The sequence below is a fragment of the Lactococcus sp. bn62 genome (assembly GCF_029492705.2).
Lineage (GTDB): Bacteria > Bacillota > Bacilli > Lactobacillales > Streptococcaceae > Lactococcus > Lactococcus petauri.
Genome location: NZ_CP120417.1, coordinates 1,509,385 through 1,528,881, shown reverse-complemented (window position 1 = coordinate 1,528,881; position 19,497 = coordinate 1,509,385). Strand labels below are relative to the sequence as shown.

Sequence of the window (19,497 nt, the reverse complement as noted above, 5' to 3'; positions counted from 1 at the left end):
AAATTTAAATTTGTTAGTCAACTATTATATTTACTAAATAAACGGATTGGAAAACAAAAAGTGAAAAAGATATTTAAATTATTTTTACTATTTTTGATTTTAATTTTTGTTGGAGGAGAAGCAGTTTTGGCTAAGGCTGAGACAATAGATTTCCCTTATATGAACGACCAACAAGGAAAATATATTAAAGATGGTGTTACAAATGGTAATACACATAATTATGATTATGGTAATGTAGCAGGCGTTTCTTTTGATAGTGAAGGTTATGTTAATTACGATAATAAAGCTTACGTTAAAAAAAGCGTAAAGGAAAATGCTGAAAAACAAGGTTTATTTGATGTCACCCTTGATGTGAAGGGAAATGATATTAATCCGCCACGTGATATAGACTTGGTTTTCGTTATCGACTTTTCATCTACAATGTCTGGCGAAAAACTCCAAAATACACAAAATGCAGTGCATCAATTTTTAACCAGTATTGCTGAAGTTTTGCAAGAAGGACATGTTCGTGTAGGATTGGTTTGTTATAATCGAAATCTTTACTCCACACAAACATTCTCCACAGATGCCAACTATTTAGATGATTTCTTGGTTAATGGAGCAAAGAGTCAATCTGGAACCTTTACTCAAAAAGGGCTTATTGAAGCAGAACGTATGTTTACGGAAGATGGGCGTGGAGATGCGGAGCATATGTTGGTTCATATCGGGGATGGAAGTGCTAACCGCAGTTATATTCCTGCTCCAGATGCTGTTGAGTATCCTAATAATGGAGAACTTATCGACTATAATGGCTACCATACCTCAACATATCATGAAGATTTTCAGACGGACTCACCTTTATACCACACCACAAGTGCTGGTTCAGATACAAATGGGATTGTAGTGAATAAAAATGTTATTAATGATGACACTTTGGGAAGTGTGATGAAGCTTAAAAAGAGTGGGGTAATTTGTTATTCAGTCGGCGTAGCACCTTCTGGAAGAGGAGAGTATATAGCGAAAAATATTTCCTCTAATCCTTCAGGATATTATACAATTGATGAAAATCTAGAAGGATTAGCAGAGGTCTTTAAGAACTTGCAAAATAATATTTTAAAAACTATCCCTAATGGAACGATTACAGATCCGATGGGGGAAGGTATCCTCCTACAGGGTTCAGGAAATTTCACAGAACAAAATTACAAACTACAAGGCTGGCGTAAAGATAGTAGCGGTGTATGGCAAGAAGCACCAGATTTGGTTCAGGATATAAAAGTTACAGAAGCAAATCAAACAATTTCAGTTTCTTCAATTGCACTTGGAAGCGATGAACGTATTACTTTGAGCTATCAGGTACGTATTGATACCGAAAATTCTGATTTTAAGGGAGATAGCTGGTATCTGTGTAACGGGAGAACGACTTTAGATCCTAACAAATCAGGCGAGGAATTAGATTTTCCGATACCATCAATAAAAGCACCAAAGATTTCTTTAGATGTTGAAAAAGTTTGGGAAAATATAGATAAAAATCAAACACCTGATTCTATAGAATTTATTGTTACACGTCAACAGGTAACTTCTGAGACATGGACATCAAGTGATATCATTAAACTCACAAAGGAAGAAGGCTTTAAGCAAGAATATAAAACTTTAGAGGTTAATGCTCAAAATGTTGACTTACCGTTGTATAATAATAACGGTGATGACTTTACTTACCAAGTTGAAGAAATAAAAGTACCAGATGAGTTTCAAAGTACAGTTACTCAAAATGGAAATAAATTCACAATAAAGAATACATTTATTGGAACAACCACAGAACCTCCAACAACCACAGAACCCCCAACGACAGAGTCCTCAACTACAACAGGATCTTCATCAGAGATAACAAACTCAACTTCAAATGAAGATACGAAGAGAGATTCGAAGCATTTGCCAAATGCTGGAGAAAAAGTTACAAAGACAGCTCTAGTTGGTTTGTTTTTCATTATCCTCGCATTGATTTTCGTATTTGTAAGAAAATTTATGTTAAAAAATAAGGAAAAAAGTAATATAAAATAAAAAGACATCAGAAATTTCTGATGCTTTTTTATTTGAAGGTAGGTTAGGGAGTTATATAAATTAAGGAAGAGGGCACCAATTAACGAAAATCACTCCACAACAATTTGTTTAGTACTCCCCGCACTGCCCGAAAAGTCAATGCTTAGAGTGTTTGTAGCTTCATCAAAACTTACGCCGTCACTCATCGAAAGGATATGCTTGAACCCATTCAAGATTTGAAAGAGATGGAGCTTGAATTTGATTTTACTAAACGTATGGCCTACACAGAAGAGTTGAAAGATTTTCCTTATGCCGATGTCTGGAATTACTTCTGTGAGCAAAATGGTGTACCTGTTGGTTTAGACTGGTTAGAAGAGGTTCGCAATTACGAAGAAGAAGTCTTGATGGAACGTAAATAATAGGAGAGAAAAGTGAAAAAGTTAGACATTTTAACAGCACCTTTTGTGCAAGAAGTAATGAAAACAAGTGCGAATCTTTATCGATTAGGTTGGGATGAACGTAATGGTGGGAATATTTCTTACTTGCTAGATGAGGATTGGATTACCCCTTTTCTAGACGTAGCACAAGTGATACGTGAAATTCCGATAAAGTTTGATGCTAGCAAATTAGCGGGTCGTTATTTTGCCGTGACAGGATCTGGAAAATATTTTAAAAATATTCAAGACTTTCCTGCAGAAAATATGGGAATTATCCGTATATCTGACTCAGGTAATACAGTAGAATTACTCTGGGGACTCGAGAATGATGCTCTTCCTACAAGCGAGTTACCTAGCCATTTCATGAGTCATATTGCACGGCTAGAAGTTGACCCTGAAAACCGGATTATCATGCACAATCATGCGACGCATCTTTTGGCAATGACATTTACACATGAACTGAATGAACGTACTTTTACAAGAACTTTATGGCAGATGTGTACAGAATGTCTAGTTGTTTTTCCTGAAGGGCTATCCATTATCCCATGGCTTATCCCAGGATCAAATGAAATTGGTGAAGCAACAGCAAGTAAAATGAAAGAAACACGTCTAGTAGTCTGGCCACAACACGGTATCTATGGAGCAGGCCGTGATATGGATGAGACATTTGGCTTGATTGAAACGGCAGAAAAGGCTGCACAAGTCTACACCTATGTTCAAGCACAGGGAGGAGTTAGACAGACTCTAGAAGATGAAAATCTTCAACGTCTTGCAGATGCTTTTGGTGTAACCCCACATGAAGGGTATTTAGATATTTAAGAGGAATAGAATGATAAAAAAGCAGTAAAGATGCAACTTTTAAAAGGATGTGAAAAAGAATATCAAAAGAGGCATGATGAAATTTGGCCGGAGATGGTCGAGATGTTAAAAGTTCACGGCGTAATTTCTTATTCAATTTTTCTTGACCCCTTTACTTGTGCATTATATGCTTATTTAGAAATTGAGGATGAAGAGAGATGGTTGAAAACTTCAAAAACAGTAGTAAATCAAAAATGGTGGGATTTTATGTCTGATATTATGGATACAAACTATGATAATAGCCCTTCATCTGTTGAGCTACTAAAAATTTTTGAGTTAGAACATTGAAAATAAAGTTTAATTCTCTCTATAATTGTATCTCAAAATATTCTATAGACCGTAAACGAATCAAAATTTTGACAACTTATGAAATGATTTTTATTAATTTTTTGAAAAAAGTACATTAAAACTCATATAATATTATATGAGTTTTAATGTATCTTAGAATGAGTCTCTTTCTGTTTTATAATATTATAATAGAGAAATTATATTATTTAATATCAACGCTTGAAATAAAATACGGTACTCTTTAGTTTATCCAAATATTAAATTAGAAGTGCTATTTTCAAGTCAATATGATGCACATTGATACAGTGAAACAATTTGACTCAAAATATAATTTCTTATCTTGACTAATACAACGTACTAGAATACCTAAAACTTAAGAAGAATATATTATTATAACTTTTACTAATAAGATTATCAAACGGATCAACTCACTCGCCCCGCATAAACATAATATTCCTCAACATCCTCCTCGGAAACTTCCGCATTATTACTCCAGGAGAAGCGCCGTGATGCGATTCTTTTTAAGCCTTTTTTCTCGTAAAAAGGATAATTTGAATAGCTGTCTGTCAGGAGGAAGAAGGTTTTTGCCTTATTTTCCTTCAAGTAATCAAGGAAAAGTTGATAGAGCTTGCTGCCAAGACCTAAGCCTTTATAGTGCTCATTTAAGATTAAAAGGTTTAAGGCAGCATCAAATGTTTGCTTGTTTTGCTGTATGAGTTCCTCATTGAGCTTCATGGTTTCCAAGTAAAAGTCAAAAACGGTTTCGGGTTTCCCTTGGTTGATGATTAAACTCAGAGCTTCAAGTTGGCGGTACCTTATCCGACTTTTAGGAAGCAGATCAGGAGTGAGAGCAGCAGCGACGATACCGATAATTTTTCCTTTATCTTTAGCGACAAAAACCTTTGTGGAGGTCAAGAGGATTGTTTCAAGAAAAAAGTCAGCCATAGGCAAGACATGTTCTTGTTTATTCCACTCTTGATAAGCCCAAGTGTCAATAATCAATTGATTGATATCCGCAAGTTCGGCTTCATTTATATCCACCAATTCTGTAAATACTAAGTTGTCTTTATCCATATCTTTTTTCCACAATAGCGTTCGTTACGGTGACTTGTGCCACTAAAATCTCTTGCGCATCTGTAAACTTCATCTCCCAAACATGGGTGCGCCCACCTTTGTGCAGAAGAAGTCCCTGCGCAAAGAGCATTCCAGCTGCTTTAGTTGGGTTCAGATGATTGCCATTAACCGCTTGGCCGACAGCAAAATGTTTATCGTCAAGCAAGAGATTACTTGCCATACCAGCCGCAACCTCAGCAAAGGCCAGCGTTGCGCCACCATTTAAGAAACCTTGAGGTTGCGCGTGAAAGGCTTCTAAAGGCATTTGAGCAGTAAAACCTGTTGGGGTTAAAGTTAGCTGTTGAATACCCAGTTGTTCAATCAAAGTCATGTAAAAATCTCCTTTTTCACAGTGTAATGCTCAAGTGCTGTCTGATTGATAGCCACACCCAAGCCCTTGCCACGTGGTCTCTTCATCTTGCCTTCAATAAATTTAATTTCTGGTACAATCAAATCTTCATGAAAATAATAGGACGAATCTGATAAATCCCCGGGCATGGCATTGTCGCTTAAAGTGGCCAGTTGTGTATGCAATATCTTGGAAATACCACTTTCGACCATGCTGCCAGTCCAGAAAGAGATGTTATTTTTCCGGCAAAAGGCGATGGCTTCTTTTGTTTGATAAAGTCCACCTAAGCGGCCAATTTTGATATTGAGCATGGTCTTTCCCTTAAGTTGAGAAAGGGCCTGTAAATCACTCCAACTTTGGACATTTTCGTCAAAACAGAGAGGTGTTGAAAGCTGCGGAAGAATGTTTTTATAGTCTTCAAGATTATCGGTAGCAAAAGGTTCCTCAATGCAGACAAGTCCAAATTGATCGAGCTTTGTCAATGCTTCAATATTTTCAAGCGTATAAGAACGGTTGGCATCAACAACCCATTGGAGGTGAGGATAATGCTTCACGGCGTATTGGACGCGCTCAAAACCATCTGCGGGTTTAATTTTTAGCTTTATTCTTTCCACACCTTGAGCGACTAATTCATCGATTTTTCTAGGAAGCTGTTCAAAAGGAACATCTCCCAAGACGGCACCACGGGATAAAGTGTCTGTTAAGGGCTCAGGAAAAAGGGCAGCGATTGTATTTTCATCCTTGGATTTGTAATAAAGGTCCACCAAGGCATTTTCCAAACCTGCCATTGCCATCGGCAAGGGCTGCTCAAAAAATTGGTGAATGTCAAAGGGATGTGTAAAGTGTGTTGTCATTACTTTTGGAATGTAAGTCTGCACTAAGGAGTCCCATGAGCTTTCAAAAGTTTCTTGCGTGTAGAAAGGTGTAGTAAAGCTTACGCATTCGCCATATCCACGCTGGCCGTTTTCGTCTTCAGCAATGATAATGATGGTGTCACGCAGTTTCAGCTCACCTTTGGCTGTCTTGAAGTTAAACTTCATCGGGAGTTGGACGTGATTCAAACTGATCGATTTAAGCTTCATTTTTTAAATTTTTCCTAAGAATTTTGCCTGAGGCATTTTTGGGGAGGGCGTTCATTTTGATAATCTGGCGCGGAAGTTTATACTTGGCCAGACGCTGGCTCAAAAAGTTTGTAATTTCTTGGGCATCAGGCCTACCTGCGTAGAAAAGAAGTGGCACTTGCCCCCAAGTTTCATCTTCTTGTGGGACAAGCGCACATTCGACAACACCCTCTAAGCTATAGAGTAAGTCCTCAATCTCTTTGGGATAAATATTTTCCCCGCCTGAGATGATGATGTCTTTACGGCGATTGAGAATGTAAAGGAAGTTGTCTTCATCAAGATAGCCAATATCACCTGTGTTGAAAAGTTGAACATCCTCTTGATTAAGATAGCCTTTCATGAGCATTGGCGATTTTAGATGTATTTCGCCCGCCTGAGTGGCATCAGGATTTAAAATTTCAATCTCTACGCCAGGAAGTGCTTGACCGACAGAAGTTAGCTTGTCCGGATGTTCCAAAATGTTGAAGGTGACAGATTGGGAAAAAGTTTCAGTCATCCCGTAAGTCTTGTATACAGGTAAGCCTTGTGCAAAACATGCCTGTATCAAAGGTTGCGGAATAAATTCGCCCCCTAATAAGAGGACACGTAAACTTTCGGCAGCAATTTTATCATGAACACGTTTAAGCATGGTCGGTACCATGGAAACCATATTTACCGAGCTGTTATTCATCAGTTTGATCAACTCTTCCTCATCGAAAGAAGCACGTATGGTGGCCTGAGTGGCATTGTAGAGACTGCGCATGATAATGGAGAGACCACTGACATGAAACATGGGGAGGACCACAAGCCAGTTGTCCTCGGGAAGGACGCCCATGGTTGCTGCAGAAGCAGCCACATGTGCCCCAAGCATTTTCCATGTGATAGGCACAGATTTGAACTTTCCAGTTGTTGCACTGGTGTTCATAATCACAGCAATTTTCTCTGGCGCTGGCTGCCAATTGAGCACAGCTGTACGGGTTTCTAAAGAATGGATGTCAGAAAAAGACAAGTCTGCTGGGTAGGTTTGCTGATCCGAAGCAATCAGCAGTTCCACATCGAGTTCAGTCAGTTGCTCTTGGATTTCATTGGCTGTAAGATGCGTATTGAGCAGGAGGACTTCCTTGTCCAAAGCCAATAGCGCAAAGAGCACAATGGCCATTTCTGGCGAATTTTCTGAAAGAAGAGCTAGGCGGTTGTGCCTAGCTGTTTCTTTGTTTAAATGTTGGGCTGTCTGAACAGTTTTATCGTAGACTTCTTTAAAAGTCAGCTGATTTAAGAAAAGTTTATTTGGCGATTTTTCAGCCTGTTCTTTTAACCATTTCATGGCTTATGGGAATTTAGGGAATTGGTCAAAGTCAGGTTTGCGTTTTTCTTTGAAAGCATCGCGCCCTTCCTTGGCTTCGTCACTGAGGTAGTACATGAGCGTTGCATCACCAGCAAATTGTTGCAAGCCAGCAAGTCCATCAGTTGCCGCATTCATTGAGCCTTTAAGCATACGAAGTGCCATTGGTGACAAGGCAAGCATTTCTTCGGCCCATTTAACTGTTTCCTCTTCAAGTTGATCAAAAGGTACCACAGTGTTTACCATGCCCATATCCATTGCTTCTTGCGCAGTGTATTGACGGCAGAGGAACCAGATTTCACGTGCTTTCTTTTGGCCAACCATAGCAGCCAAGAGGCCTGCACCATAACCGGCATCAAAAGAACCCACACGTGGTCCTGTTTGACCAAACTTAGCATTTTCAGAAGCAATCGTTAAATCACAAACGATGTGGAGAACGTGTCCACCACCGATAGCAAAACCGTTGACCATCGCAATAACAGGTTTTGGTGTGATACGGATCAGATGTTGCAAGTCTAAAACGTTAAGACGAGGAATTTGATCTTCACCAACATAACCACCGTCTCCACGTACTTTTTGGTCGCCGCCAGAACAGAAAGCTTCCTTATCTTCACCTTGGCCGTGATTAGCACCTGTCAAAACAATGACACCAATCGAAGTGTCGTCACGCGCTACAGTAAAGGCATCAATAAGTTCCACCACTGTTTTAGGGCGAAATGCATTACGTACTTCAGGACGATTGATCGTAATTTTTGCAATACCGTTATAAGTTTCGTAAATGACATCTTCGTACTTGCGGTCTAAAGCAAGCCAGTTATATTTTGACATAGTTTGTCTCCTTTTTTTGTTTATTTATTCATTATAGCATGGCTGAGTCATGCAAATGTGTCTTTAAGATTAAATTAAAATGCTGCGGCAGTTCAAGATGCACATTATGCCCTGCGTCTTCCACAATCAGGCTTTGCGATTTTGAATAAGTACCGATTTGTTCAGCAATTTGTTTATATTTTTGATCCAGAGCACCGGTGATATAAAGGAGTGGCAGCTTTAAATCTTGGAGTTTCTCTGAGATGTCTGGAAGCTTTCCTTGCCCTGTAGCACGTAAAGTTTGGGCCAGAGCATGAGGCGCATTTTGTGCGCGGCTGGACCAGATTTTATGTTGCTCTTCCTGAGGAAGGTTTTGCTGACTTTGGAAGATTGGGAGTGCCCCCCAATAATTGGCGAACCAGACAGCACCATTTTCCTCGATGTGTTCAGCCAAGCGAAGATCAGCTTGTAGACGTTTTTCACGTTGTTTAATGTCAGCTATGCCAGGGGCAGCGGATTCGATAATGAGTTGTTCAATGAGCTGCTCAGGAAAGTTGAGTGCAAATTGCAGTGCAATCCGACCGCCCATGGAATAACCCAGTAAGCTATAGCTTTTTTCTTGAAAGAGGCTTTGTACGATTTGCCTAAGCTGTTCACAAATGCTTTCCAAAGTGTAAGGCTCAAGTTGTTCCGGTTTGCTAGACTTTCCATGTCCCACAAGGTCTAAAGCAAAGATTTGGTAGCCAGGTATATCTAAATTTTCCCAAGTCACAGCAGACTGACTAAAACCATGTAAGGCTAAAAGTGGCTCGCCTTGACCATGTATCCTGACATGAAAGTGAAGTGAATCAATCTGGATATATTTATCTTCAAATAGCATAAGTCGTATATTTTTTGTGCAAGTCTAAGCTCACGTCCTTGTCCGTTTTAATTTCCAACAGATGAATACCTTTTTGAGCAAAGCTTTGACTGAATTGTTTTTCAAAGTCTTGATAATCTTCCACGAGATGATAATCCAAGCCCACCAACTGCGATAAACCACCAAAATCCAAACCGTGTGGCGTTGAGAACAGATAGTCAAAATGCGGTTGCCCCTTTTGTGCCAGATGGTGGAAAATTCCGCCACCATCATTGTTGAAAAGGACGATGGTTAAGTTGAGCTGATGCGTTTTACCTACGATTAAGCCATTGATATCGTGAAGCATGGAGAGATCACCGGTCAAGAGGACCGTTGGCTGTCCGCCTGTAGCTATACCTAAGGCAGTTGATTCTTGTCCGTCAATACCATTCGTGCCACGATTCCCTAAAAGACGAACATTGGCTTGGCGACTGCGCCAAAAGTAATCCACATCGCGTATGGCCATTGAGTTAGAAATAAGAAGTTGTGCATGCTCAGGGAGCATGTTTTGCAGACTTTGAACATAACGCCCTTCAAAAGGTGCAGTTTCATCTTTAACTGTATCGAGTTTTTGGCGCATGATATGCTGATAGTTTTGCCACTGCTTGAGTGCTGTTTTACCAGCAGTTGAAGGTTGAACTGCTGCGCAAAAAAGTGCCACATCAGCTTGGATAACCTGTGTCGTAGTTTGACTCGGGTTGCGGTATTCAAGCGCCGGATCGACTTGGATATACTCTGCCTGAGAATTGTGAGCAATTAATTGTAAAACGCGTTTCGATACAGGGATTTGACCAAACTGAAGGAAACAGTCAACTTTAAGTGTGCTGAGGATTTCTGGCTGTGTGAGAAAAGCGTCATAAGCATCAATAATATTGGGATGACTAAAATTACGCAAATTAGACAAAGGATCCGCTAAAATAGGTGCCTGAATCTTTTCTGAAAGGTCTAAAAGTGCTTTTTGATAATCCGAGTTACTATCGGGTCCTGCGAGAATGAGCACATTGCCACTTAATCCAGGAACAAACTGCGGCTGCATTTTCCCTTGACTGAGAGAGAAAGGCGCGCGGCTTTTTTGGTAATGTTCTGGGTTCAGTTCTGGAATCAAAGGCTCACTGATAGGCACATTGATTTGCACGGCAGCAGCAGGAGTATGAGTAGATGCCATATAGGCACGTTGTGCGACCTTACGGGGATAAGTCCAGAAATTATGAGCATTGGGATGACTTAACTCTTCATAATGGTTAACAAATTTACCAAAGTAATCCGCCTGATTCACGGTTTGTGCAGCGCCCACAAATTGCAAGTCATTGGGCCGATCCGCGGTCAAAATAATGAGAGGGACACGACTGTGTTTCGCTTCAGTAATGGCGGGGAGATAGTGAGCAGCAGCAGAACCAGAAGTACAGATAAGAACCACTGGACGTTGGTGAGCTTTCGCTATACCAAGGGCAAAAAAGGCAGCTGAGCGTTCATCAATGTTGACATAAGTGTCATATTTGCCGTACTCTTCAAAAAGCATGGCAAGAGCAGTTGAACGTGACCCCGGGCTAAATACAGCTTCACGTACGCCTAGATTGAAAAATTCATCAACAAGTGGTGCTAAATATTCATTGTTCATTTTTAAAGTGCCTCGAGTATTGTTTTTAATTTTATCTTTGTTTCATCAAATTCGTCTTGACAGTCTGAAGCGGCAACAATGCCGCAACCGGCATAAGCGTAGCAGGTTTTACCATCAAATAGTGCGGAACGAATAGCAACAATGAGGGTTCCATCTCCCTGCGCATCGATCAACCCTAAAGGTGCCGCATAAAGTCCGCGTTCGTGTTTTTCATTGACACGGAGGAAATCCAGTGCCGCTTTACTAGGCTGTCCACCCAGTGCGGGTGTAGGATGAAGGTGCTTGGCCCAGTCGATTAGAGAATTGGAGGTGTCAATCGTCGATAAGAGTGTTCGAAGATGATACACATTCTTCAGAGCTATTATCCCCGTTTCTCCTATCTGAACTTGGGGTGATTTCTCCAACATCTTGTTCTTAATCTTTTGGACAACAATCTGGTGTTCATGAAGATTTTTAGGGTCTTTAAGTAAGCGGGTATCGCCCTGAGCGAGAGACCGTGGAAAGGTTCCAGCTAAAGCATAGCTCAGAATATGATTACCTTCTTTCTGGACCAAAATTTCAGGTGAAGCACCAAGAAATGTTTTACCAGCTTTATGATAAGCAAAAATAAAAGCTGAAGGGTTATTTTCTATCAACCGCTCAAGGATAGGCTCAATCTTAAAAGTCTGCTCACTCGTAAATTTAATTTGACGAGAAGCTACGATTTTGATTGTTTTGCCCTGCGCAATATTTTCCTGTAACTTTTGGTAAAGGCTTTGCCATTCTTGATAATCCGAAGCTTCTTCTGTATAGCTGTTGGACAGTTTACTTCCCTTTTCGTCCGTAATTTCTGGGAGAGAATCACAGGACAAAACATAAGACTCTGTAGGTGTTTGTACAAAGTAATGCTTAAAAGCGACAATCTCGTTTCCGAAATCTTGCCAAAGCTCATCATTTACTTCATCAAAAAAACTCTGGCTGTAAAAAACGTAAGGATAGTTTCCGATATCTTGTTCTTGCACAGCTTGCAAGCGTTGACTGGCAATAATCAACGCTTGCTTTTGGCTATCGTACCAAAAAAAACGCTCACTAGGGTCAGGGAAAGCAGACCAAAAGGCAAGCGGGTGCTCTAATTTGAGATTTATCCGTCTATAGTTCATAGTAATGAAATTATATCACAGATAGCAGAAGTAACGTGATATAATAGGCTTATTAAAAAAAAGAATCTGGAACAGTGATAATGAATATCAATGTAAAACTTGCGGAACACCAAAAGATTGAAACCAACAGGCTGTGGCTTCGCCCTTTTGTCATGTCTGATGCAGCCGATATGTTTGAATATAGCTCTGATTCAAGCAATCTTCGATTTGTCTTTAATCCTCATCCAAATCTTGCACATACCAGCTTTGTCATAGCCAATTATTTCATGAAAGAGCCCTTAGGTAAATGGGCAATCGAACTAAAATCAGAGCAAAAAATGATTGGTTTGATCCAGTTTTCAAAGCTGGTTGAGCAAAAAGGTACAGCAGAGTTGTCCTATGTGCTTCACAAAAAATATTGGAATCAAGGTCTGATGACTGAAGCGCTCGCTTCTGTAACCCAAGTTTGTCTTAAAGAGATTGGGTTGAAGCAACTTGTGCTCAATTGTGATCGGGAAAATCTCAGCTCGATACAGGTGGCTCAAAAAGTAGGCTATAAGCGAATTGGCCGTTTTAAAGGTAGCACACAATACAATAAAGGATGCATCTCTGAATTCGAGGAGTTTGCTATTAAAAAAGGAAATCAAGTCTTAGGAGTATCTCATGTCTAAACACGAAGAAATTCTTAATTATATAGAAAAACTTGACATTGGTAAGCAAGTCAGTGTCCGTAGTATCGCTAATCGTTTAAAAGTGGCAGATGGCACAGCTTATCGTGCCATTAAAGAAGCAGAAAATCGTGGTTTAGTTGCTGTAAATGACCGCTCAGGTACTGTTCGAGTATCGGTGAAAGGACAAAAACGTAACCATAAGTTGACTTTCGGAAAAATTGCTGAAATTGCCAGTGCTGAAATCTTGGGTGGACATGCTGGACTTGAGGTTGAATTTAGTCGTTTTTCCATCGGTGCCATGCAGCCGGAAAGTGTGAAAAAGTTTTTGATGAAAAACAGTTTGATGATTGTCGGTGACCGTAAAGACATTCAGAGTATGGCTCTGCATGGTCAAAGTGCTGTGCTTGTTACAGGTGGTTTCGATGTTGAACAGGATGTTATTGATTATGCAAATGAGATGGGGATTCCGCTTATGCGCGCGACTTACGACACCTTTACAGTTGCAAATCGTATCAGTCATGCTTTAGCAAATGAATTAATAAAAAAAGATATCATCACAGTAGCTGAAATTTCCCACGATCATCGCCCTGCATTACGTGAAGAAGATACGGTAAAAGACTTTATGGAGTTGATGAAACGGACCAATTTAAGCCGTTTTGTGGTAGTTAATCCTTATCGTGTAGTTGTTGGCGTTGTCAGTATGCGCGATATTGCTCATAAAAGTCTAGATACGCAAATTAACAAGCTGATGAACTATCCCGCTGTTGCCAAGCAAAAAATGACGGTGGCGAGCATTTCACAAAAGATGATTCATGAAGGTTATGACATCATGCCAATCGTTAATAAGGATTACACCTATGCTGGTGTGGTGACCAAGTCTGAAGTGCTAGAAAGTCTTCAAAGAAGCCAAGAAGAAAGCCAAGTGACACATACCTTTAGTGAAGACATGTCCAGTAAGATCAGTGAAAAAGGCTCTGCATATACTGTGATGGTTGAACCGCTCATGGTCAATAATGTCGGAAATATTTCAAGTGCTGCTCTGAGTGAGATTGTCGCAATCGTCGTTCAAAGAACACTTGACAAAAGACGACGCAGAAATGTTATCCTAGAGTCAATGAATCTCAACGTGATGGGCACGGTCGCGATTGATAATCTATTGGAAATTTATCCCAAAGTCATCAACGAGACCCGTTTAGGCGCGGTTATAGATATTGAAATTTATTATGTCAACAATATCATCGCCAAAGCAGTTGTGAATCTACAAATTACATAAGGAAAAAATAATGAAAGAAATACTTACAAAAATCAAAGAATACGACACGATTCTCATTCATCGTCATAAAAATCCAGATCCAGATGCGCTAGGCTCTCAGTGCGGTTTGCGTGCTATTTTAAGAGCAAATTTCCCAGAAAAGAAAATTTATGCTGTGGGTTATGATGAACCAACACTTACTTATTTGGCCGAGATGGATCAGGTGGAGCTGGAGTCGGGGATAAGATACCTTAGTATCGTCTGTGATACAGCAAATACACCACGGATTGATGATGACAGATGGATGCAAGCAGACTATGTCATTAAAATAGACCACCATCCAAATGATGATGCTTACGGAGATTTACGTCTGGTTGAGCCAGATCGCAGTTCGGCTTCCGAGATTATTACAGATTTTGCATTGAACCATGATTTAGCTTTGAATGAAGAAGCAGCGCGCCTTCTTTATGGGGGAATTGTTGGTGATACTGGACGTTTCCTATATCCAGCAACCTCAGCTCAAACCCTTTATTTAGCAAGTAAGCTTGCAGAGTTTGACTTTGACCGTCCAGCATTAGGGCGAGAAATGACTTCATTTGATATGAAAGTCGCGCGTTTGCAAGGATATGTTTACGAAAATCTTGAAATTTCCGAAAATGGTGCAGGACGTGTGCTTTTAAGTAAAGAGGTTTTGGAAAAATTCAATTTACGGGATGCCGAAACATCAAGTATCGTTGGCACCCCAGGAAGTATCCGCGATGTACAATCATGGGCGATTTTTGTGGAACAAGCAGACGGACACTATCGTGTACGGATGCGTTCAAAAACCGTACCCATCAACGAAATTGCTAAAAAGCACGATGGAGGTGGACATGCTTTAGCTTCCGGCGCTAACTCATATTCTTTGGAAGAAAATGAGCAAATTTGGCAGGAGTTGCAAGATAATTTGGAGAAGAAATAGTAGAAGTAATTTGTTCTTGAATTTATAATTTAAGTGCAACAGAAAAAAGATTATCCATAAAAACCAGTATAATAAGTTTGTCAAGAACATCATTAGACTGGAGAATTATGAATAATCCCTATACTCATCTTACAATATTCGAGAGAGAAAATATATTTTTATGGTCTTCTCAGAATGTTTCTCTTCGAGAGATTGCACGTCGACTGAATCGTAGTGCCTCAACTATCTCAAGAGAACTTCGTAGAAATAGTAAAGATAAGACTTATTCCCCTATTATTGCGCAATCAAAGTATCAAAAACGAAAGAGTCAATGTGGTCGAAAATCAATCTTCTCTCATCTTCAAGCCTGGAAAACTGTTCGCCATCTCTTCGTTGATTTACAATGGTCGCCAGAACAAATATCTGCACGCTTAAAACATGAAAAATCGGAAATAAAAGTCAGCTCCACGACCATTTATAGAACAATTTATAATGGCGTATTTGAGCTTGAAAGATTAAATCATGGCAAGCGTGGGTTAATTCGTTCCCTGCGTCATAAAGGCAAAACAAGGCATTCTAAAGGGTACCAGGAAAAGAGAGAAAAAATTCCTATTTCCCATACAATTCATGAACGTCCCGAAAGCGCAAATCAACGCCTAGAAATTGGACGTTGGGAAGCGGATACGGTACTGGAAAATCTGGAGGATCCTGTTTAGTCACTCTTACGGATCGAAAGTCTCGTTATTTACTTGCTGGGAAAATTGATAAAAAATTATCAGAACTCGTTTAAAATAAAATAATTGAACTTTTCCAAACGATTGAAGAAACTAGAGTGAAGACAATTACTCCAGATAGAGGTAAGGAATTTTCTAAGCATTCAGAAGTGACTGAGCAACTCCATATTCCATTTTATTTTCCAGATCCTCATGCACCATGGCAGAGAGGGACAAATGAAAATACCAATGGATTAATTAGAGAATATTTACCTAAAACGCAATCAATGGATGAAATTCCTATAGAAATCATTCATAAATATATTGAGAAACTTAATCTAAGACCTAAAAAAGTCTTAGGCTAGAAGACACCTTATGAAATCTTTTTCGATGAGGGGGTGCACTTAACTTGACAATTCAAGCTTTTTATCCGTTTCCCTACCAAATTTGGCATAGCATTTATTCGACAAACCTCATTGAGTCTCTTAACAAAAAAATTAAACGTCAAACGAAAAAGAAGGTTCTTTTCCCTAATGAGGAGGCTACGGAACGTTATTTAGTTACTCTGTTTGAAGATTATAATTTCAAGCAAAGTCAACGAATTCGTAATGGGTTTGGCCAATGTTCTGACACACTTGAAAGCTTATTTGATTAAAACTCCGTAACTCTACTAGAGTGTTTACACAAAATTATTGACAGTATCGAAGTTCTTTCTTTGAGGGCTTTTTCTACCATTTGTCAAGTATAGTGTGTGTTTAGAGTAAAAACACTTTAAAGATTATTCATTTTGATGGGAAGTGAATATTTGTTTTTTGAAAAAACTGTACAACAAAATAACCTTATCTCCCCATTATTTAAAATAAGGTGTTAAAATAATGTTGCGCAATGGAGTTATTGACTTTGGGCTAAAGTGTAATCGTAACTCTTATTGTGTACAACGAGGTAATGCATGGTTCTAATGAGCCTATGCATGGAAGCAATTGTGTAAGGCTTGGTAGAAGCGTTAGGCGATTGCTTTTTTCTTTTCAGGTAAAAATCCGCAATATGACAGGGTTTAAATCGACTAACAGAGAAAATATTATGAACAGTTTTGAAAAGTATCTTTCTTGCATAAGGATTTCCTCGCTTTGTGATGTGCTCTTGCGCCAGATAATTCCCTGATTCATAATGTCTGAGATCGATACCGATAAAAGCATTAATTTGATTAGGCGTTCGAAAGCGACGAAGATCTCCCAATTCACCAATAATCGAAGTCGCAGTAGTTTCTGCGATACCTGGTATAGAAAGGAGAATTTCATACTCGGGTAAAATCTTAGCTTTCTCAACCATAGTATCTAAAACTTCCTTTCTTACTTGTGAAAGACGAAGAAGTTCTTTGGCATAGTACGTTGCTTGCTCTACGATTGACGAGTTTTCGTTTACCGCTGGATAAGAACTCTCCGCAAGATGTATAAGTTTATTCGCTAAAGCTTCTACTCGCTTCTGTGAAATACGTTTAGAAGTTGATTGGCGAATATCCTCTTCCAGCTTGTCTCTTGACTTTTCAAGAATAAATAGAGGGTGAGGAAATAAAATGACAAAGTTCCAATATTGTTCGCCTGTTGGTGAAGAGAGAGCCATCTCTATCCCAGGAAAAGTTACTTGGAGAACTCTATGAAGCCTGTTTTTGCTTTTTACAATATCTTCAGTTAAATTTTGATAAAAACGGCTCAAATCACGAAGCTGCTCATGGACTTCTTCCTGAATATAAGTTGCTTTTCGGTTGAGTACAAATTGTGTCCGAGCTAAATTCTCAGCGTCCATTTTGTCCGTCTTTCTATGCCTTAAACTGTCCAGTTGTTTCTTTGCTTCAAGTGGGTTGAGACGTGTGTAGGCGAAATTATTGTTTTTAAGAAAGGCTTCTAGCCTTCTTGAATAAATTCCAGTTGCTTCAAAAATAATTTCAGGCTGGACCACTTGCTTAAGATCATGAAAGAGTCTAGAAAATCCTAGAGCATCATTAAGTATAGTATAATCGTGAACTTTCTCACCGTTAACCAAAATAGCTACATCAGAACGAGCCTTACTCACATCAATTCCAAATACTGTACGCATACAAATTACCTCACTTTATCTTGTGTAACACTATTATTTTAGTATTCTCATTTTCAATACTCGACATCTGGTGTCCCACATACTTTGAACAGATTCTACTAAAATAAGTGTCTTGCCAGTTTATTATACGACGTCTAGCGTCAAAAAGCCCTACGACTTAACAAGACACTTCTACTTTAACATACAGAAAAAGTAGGTAAACAAAATTCCGTCGAATCTTGTTTACCTACTAATCTTAGTATGTTTATTTGTGCTTTTTGTTATAATTAAGGAAGTGATAAACAAGTAGGAGTAACTTATGACTGCAGAAAAAGAAATTGAAAATCAGTTTATACATATTTTGAGTGAGGCAGAAAATCAGTGGCGATATCGTGAAGATATTCGTACAGAATCTGCATTATGGCAAAATCTTAGAAAGCATCTCAATCGTATAAATCAGGCACAACTTGCTGGTACTCCATTAACGGATGTGGAGTTTGAACGGATAAAAGTAGAATTTGGCCGTTTAACTGCAACACCTTTTCAAGCTTCACAATGGTTACGAGGAGAAAATGGTGTTGCTCAAATTTCTTTAGAGCGTGAAGATACCTCTAAAATTGTTATAGAATTTTTTAGAAATAAAGATGTAGCTGGAGGTATTTCTTCTTACGAGGTTGTAAATCAAATTGTCCCAGCGACAGATAAAGTAACTCGAGGAGATGTTACTTTGTTAATCAATGGCTTGCCAATTATTCATGTTGAGCTAAAAAATGAGTCTGCAAAAGATGGCTATATGCAAGCTTATCGTCAAATAGAACGCTATGCCTTAGATGGCTTTTTTGATGGTATCTATGCGACAACACAGATTTTTATTGTTTCAAATAAAGTACAAACAAAGTATTTTGCTCGACCAAGTGGAAATACAGTCCAAGCATACAGACGTATGGAAAAATTTCTGTTTAACTGGAGGACGGCAGAGAATGTGGCAGTAGATAATCTTTTTGATTTTACGCGTCAAGTACTAAGAATACCTGCTGCCCATGAACTTATTAGCCAGTATACTGTTTTGGTTGATGACCAAAAGAGTCAGAAATTTTTGATGGTTTTACGACCTTACCAAATTCATGCGATAAAAGAAATCCGAAAAAAAGCAGCTGAACATAAAGGAGGCTTTATTTGGCATGCGACTGGTTCGGGGAAAACCATAACAAGCTTTGTAGCAACTAAACTATTGGCACAGAATGCAACAGGTGTAGATCGTACGATTATGATCGTTGACCGGACAGATCTGGATGCACAGACACAAGATGAATTCACAAAATTTGCTTCTGAATTCCATACAGGGCAGACAAGTGGAACAGCAAAGTCTAATACTTTAATTGTCGGGATTAAAAATCAGCATCAGCTTACCAGAAGTCTGTTATCGAAGAAAAATAACAATACCATTCTTGTTACGACCATACAAAAACTCTCTGCAGCTATGCGTGCAGCAAAATATGAAACAGAAAAGAAAGGTACAGAGCGTTTTGCTAAATTAAGAAGTGAACACATAGTCTTCATTGTTGACGAAGCACATCGAGCAGTCAGTGATGAAGAAATGAAAAAGATAAAAAAACTTTTTCCAAATTCTACTTGGTTTGGGCTTACAGGTACGCCAATTTTTGAAGACAACAAGTAATATTTTTTTAGTTGAAAATGATACATATAATGGAGAAACTACAGATGTATCATCACCAATAGGTTTATAAGCAATCGATCCTACATTAATACGGGATGGATTGTAAGCGAATTGCTGTTCTGTAATTACATAATAATTAGATAAATCTGCACTTGCAACGGAATATTCATCAAATTGTTCTGTTTGTTTTGTAAATCCTGTTCGATTTGATATACTTTCTACATTT

15 protein-coding genes and 4 pseudogenes are annotated in these 19,497 nt (G+C 39.0%); 10 read left to right on the top strand and 9 right to left on the bottom strand.

What is annotated here, in order from left to right; genetic code table 11:
• Positions 1-60 precede the first annotated feature (60 nt).
• The 4 genes and pseudogenes from P3G65_RS07855 to rhaM all read left to right on the top strand — a co-directional run bounded on the left by P3G65_RS07855 (position 61) and on the right by rhaM (position 3,599).
• Positions 61-2,037, top strand: a complete 1,977-nt coding sequence (locus P3G65_RS07855; RefSeq protein ID WP_019291854.1) for a VWA domain-containing protein — start codon at positions 61-63, stop codon at positions 2,035-2,037.
• Positions 2,038-2,225: 188 nt separating this feature from the next.
• A pseudogene (locus P3G65_RS07850) lies at positions 2,226-2,435 on the top strand (L-rhamnose isomerase); the annotation flags it as partial.
• Between the two features lie 12 nt (positions 2,436-2,447).
• Positions 2,448-3,272, top strand: a complete 825-nt coding sequence (gene rhaD / locus P3G65_RS07845) for a rhamnulose-1-phosphate aldolase (RefSeq protein ID WP_019291852.1) — start codon at positions 2,448-2,450, stop codon at positions 3,270-3,272.
• Between the two features lie 30 nt (positions 3,273-3,302).
• A complete protein-coding gene (gene rhaM, locus P3G65_RS07840) occupies positions 3,303-3,599 on the top strand; it encodes an L-rhamnose mutarotase (protein WP_019291851.1) in 297 nt (98 codons plus the stop codon).
• Between the two features lie 423 nt (positions 3,600-4,022).
• Here rhaM and P3G65_RS07835 read toward each other — a convergent pair whose 3' ends face one another.
• Genes P3G65_RS07835 through P3G65_RS07800 form a run of 8 tightly spaced genes read right to left on the bottom strand, consistent with a single transcriptional unit; the run spans position 4,023 to position 11,965 of the window.
• Complete coding sequence (locus tag P3G65_RS07835) at positions 4,023-4,673, bottom strand: GNAT family N-acetyltransferase (RefSeq protein WP_019291850.1); 651 nt, start codon at positions 4,671-4,673, stop codon at positions 4,023-4,025.
• A complete protein-coding gene (locus tag P3G65_RS07830; RefSeq protein WP_019291849.1) occupies positions 4,666-5,043 on the bottom strand; it encodes a PaaI family thioesterase in 378 nt (125 codons plus the stop codon). The genes P3G65_RS07835 and P3G65_RS07830 overlap by 8 nt, the downstream gene beginning before the upstream one ends.
• Positions 5,040-6,143, bottom strand: a complete 1,104-nt coding sequence (menC, locus tag P3G65_RS07825) for an o-succinylbenzoate synthase (RefSeq protein ID WP_019291848.1) — start codon at positions 6,141-6,143, stop codon at positions 5,040-5,042. The genes P3G65_RS07830 and menC overlap by 4 nt, the downstream gene beginning before the upstream one ends.
• Entirely contained in the window at positions 6,133-7,485 is a 1,353-nt protein-coding gene (gene menE, locus P3G65_RS07820) for an o-succinylbenzoate--CoA ligase (RefSeq protein ID WP_019291847.1), read from the bottom strand. Before menE ends, menC begins: the two co-directional genes overlap by 11 nt.
• Before the next feature lie 3 nt (positions 7,486-7,488).
• Entirely contained in the window at positions 7,489-8,331 is an 843-nt protein-coding gene (gene menB / locus P3G65_RS07815) for a 1,4-dihydroxy-2-naphthoyl-CoA synthase (RefSeq protein WP_019291846.1), read from the bottom strand.
• Positions 8,332-8,362: 31 nt separating this feature from the next.
• A complete protein-coding gene (menH, locus tag P3G65_RS07810; RefSeq protein WP_019291845.1) occupies positions 8,363-9,190 on the bottom strand; it encodes a 2-succinyl-6-hydroxy-2,4-cyclohexadiene-1-carboxylate synthase in 828 nt (275 codons plus the stop codon).
• Positions 9,180-10,826 carry a 2-succinyl-5-enolpyruvyl-6-hydroxy-3-cyclohexene-1-carboxylic-acid synthase gene (gene menD, locus P3G65_RS07805; RefSeq protein WP_019291844.1) on the bottom strand — a complete coding sequence of 549 codons (1,647 nt, stop codon included), beginning with the start codon at positions 10,824-10,826 and terminating at the stop codon, positions 9,180-9,182. The genes menH and menD overlap by 11 nt, the downstream gene beginning before the upstream one ends.
• A gap of 2 nt (positions 10,827-10,828) precedes the next feature.
• Positions 10,829-11,965, bottom strand: coding sequence for an isochorismate synthase (locus P3G65_RS07800; RefSeq protein ID WP_019291843.1), 1,137 nt, complete (start codon positions 11,963-11,965; stop codon positions 10,829-10,831).
• 80 nt (positions 11,966-12,045) lie between these two features.
• Here P3G65_RS07800 and P3G65_RS07795 point away from each other — a divergent pair, with 80 nt between their 5' ends.
• From P3G65_RS07795 to P3G65_RS07775, 5 genes and pseudogenes are all read left to right on the top strand, one after another.
• Positions 12,046-12,615, top strand: a complete 570-nt coding sequence (locus tag P3G65_RS07795; protein ID WP_284071150.1) for a GNAT family N-acetyltransferase — start codon at positions 12,046-12,048, stop codon at positions 12,613-12,615.
• Positions 12,608-13,888, top strand: coding sequence for a DRTGG domain-containing protein (locus P3G65_RS07790; protein WP_019291841.1), 1,281 nt, complete (start codon positions 12,608-12,610; stop codon positions 13,886-13,888). The genes P3G65_RS07795 and P3G65_RS07790 overlap by 8 nt, the downstream gene beginning before the upstream one ends.
• Before the next feature lie 10 nt (positions 13,889-13,898).
• Positions 13,899-14,828 carry a bifunctional oligoribonuclease/PAP phosphatase NrnA gene (locus P3G65_RS07785; RefSeq protein ID WP_019291840.1) on the top strand — a complete coding sequence of 310 codons (930 nt, stop codon included), beginning with the start codon at positions 13,899-13,901 and terminating at the stop codon, positions 14,826-14,828.
• Positions 14,829-14,932: 104 nt separating this feature from the next.
• Positions 14,933-15,885: pseudogene (locus P3G65_RS07780) on the top strand (IS30 family transposase).
• Between the two features lie 59 nt (positions 15,886-15,944).
• Positions 15,945-16,175, top strand: a pseudogene (locus tag P3G65_RS07775) (transposase); the annotation flags it as partial.
• 236 nt (positions 16,176-16,411) lie between these two features.
• Here the strand turns inward: P3G65_RS07775 and P3G65_RS07770 are convergent.
• Positions 16,412-17,614: an IS110 family transposase gene (locus P3G65_RS07770; RefSeq protein WP_019291837.1), complete on the bottom strand. Its 1,203-nt coding sequence runs from the start codon at positions 17,612-17,614 to the stop codon at positions 16,412-16,414.
• 298 nt (positions 17,615-17,912) lie between these two features.
• Here P3G65_RS07770 and P3G65_RS07765 point away from each other — a divergent pair.
• Positions 17,913-19,268: pseudogene (locus tag P3G65_RS07765) on the top strand (DEAD/DEAH box helicase family protein); the annotation flags it as partial.
• Positions 19,269-19,497: the final 229 nt, after the last annotated feature.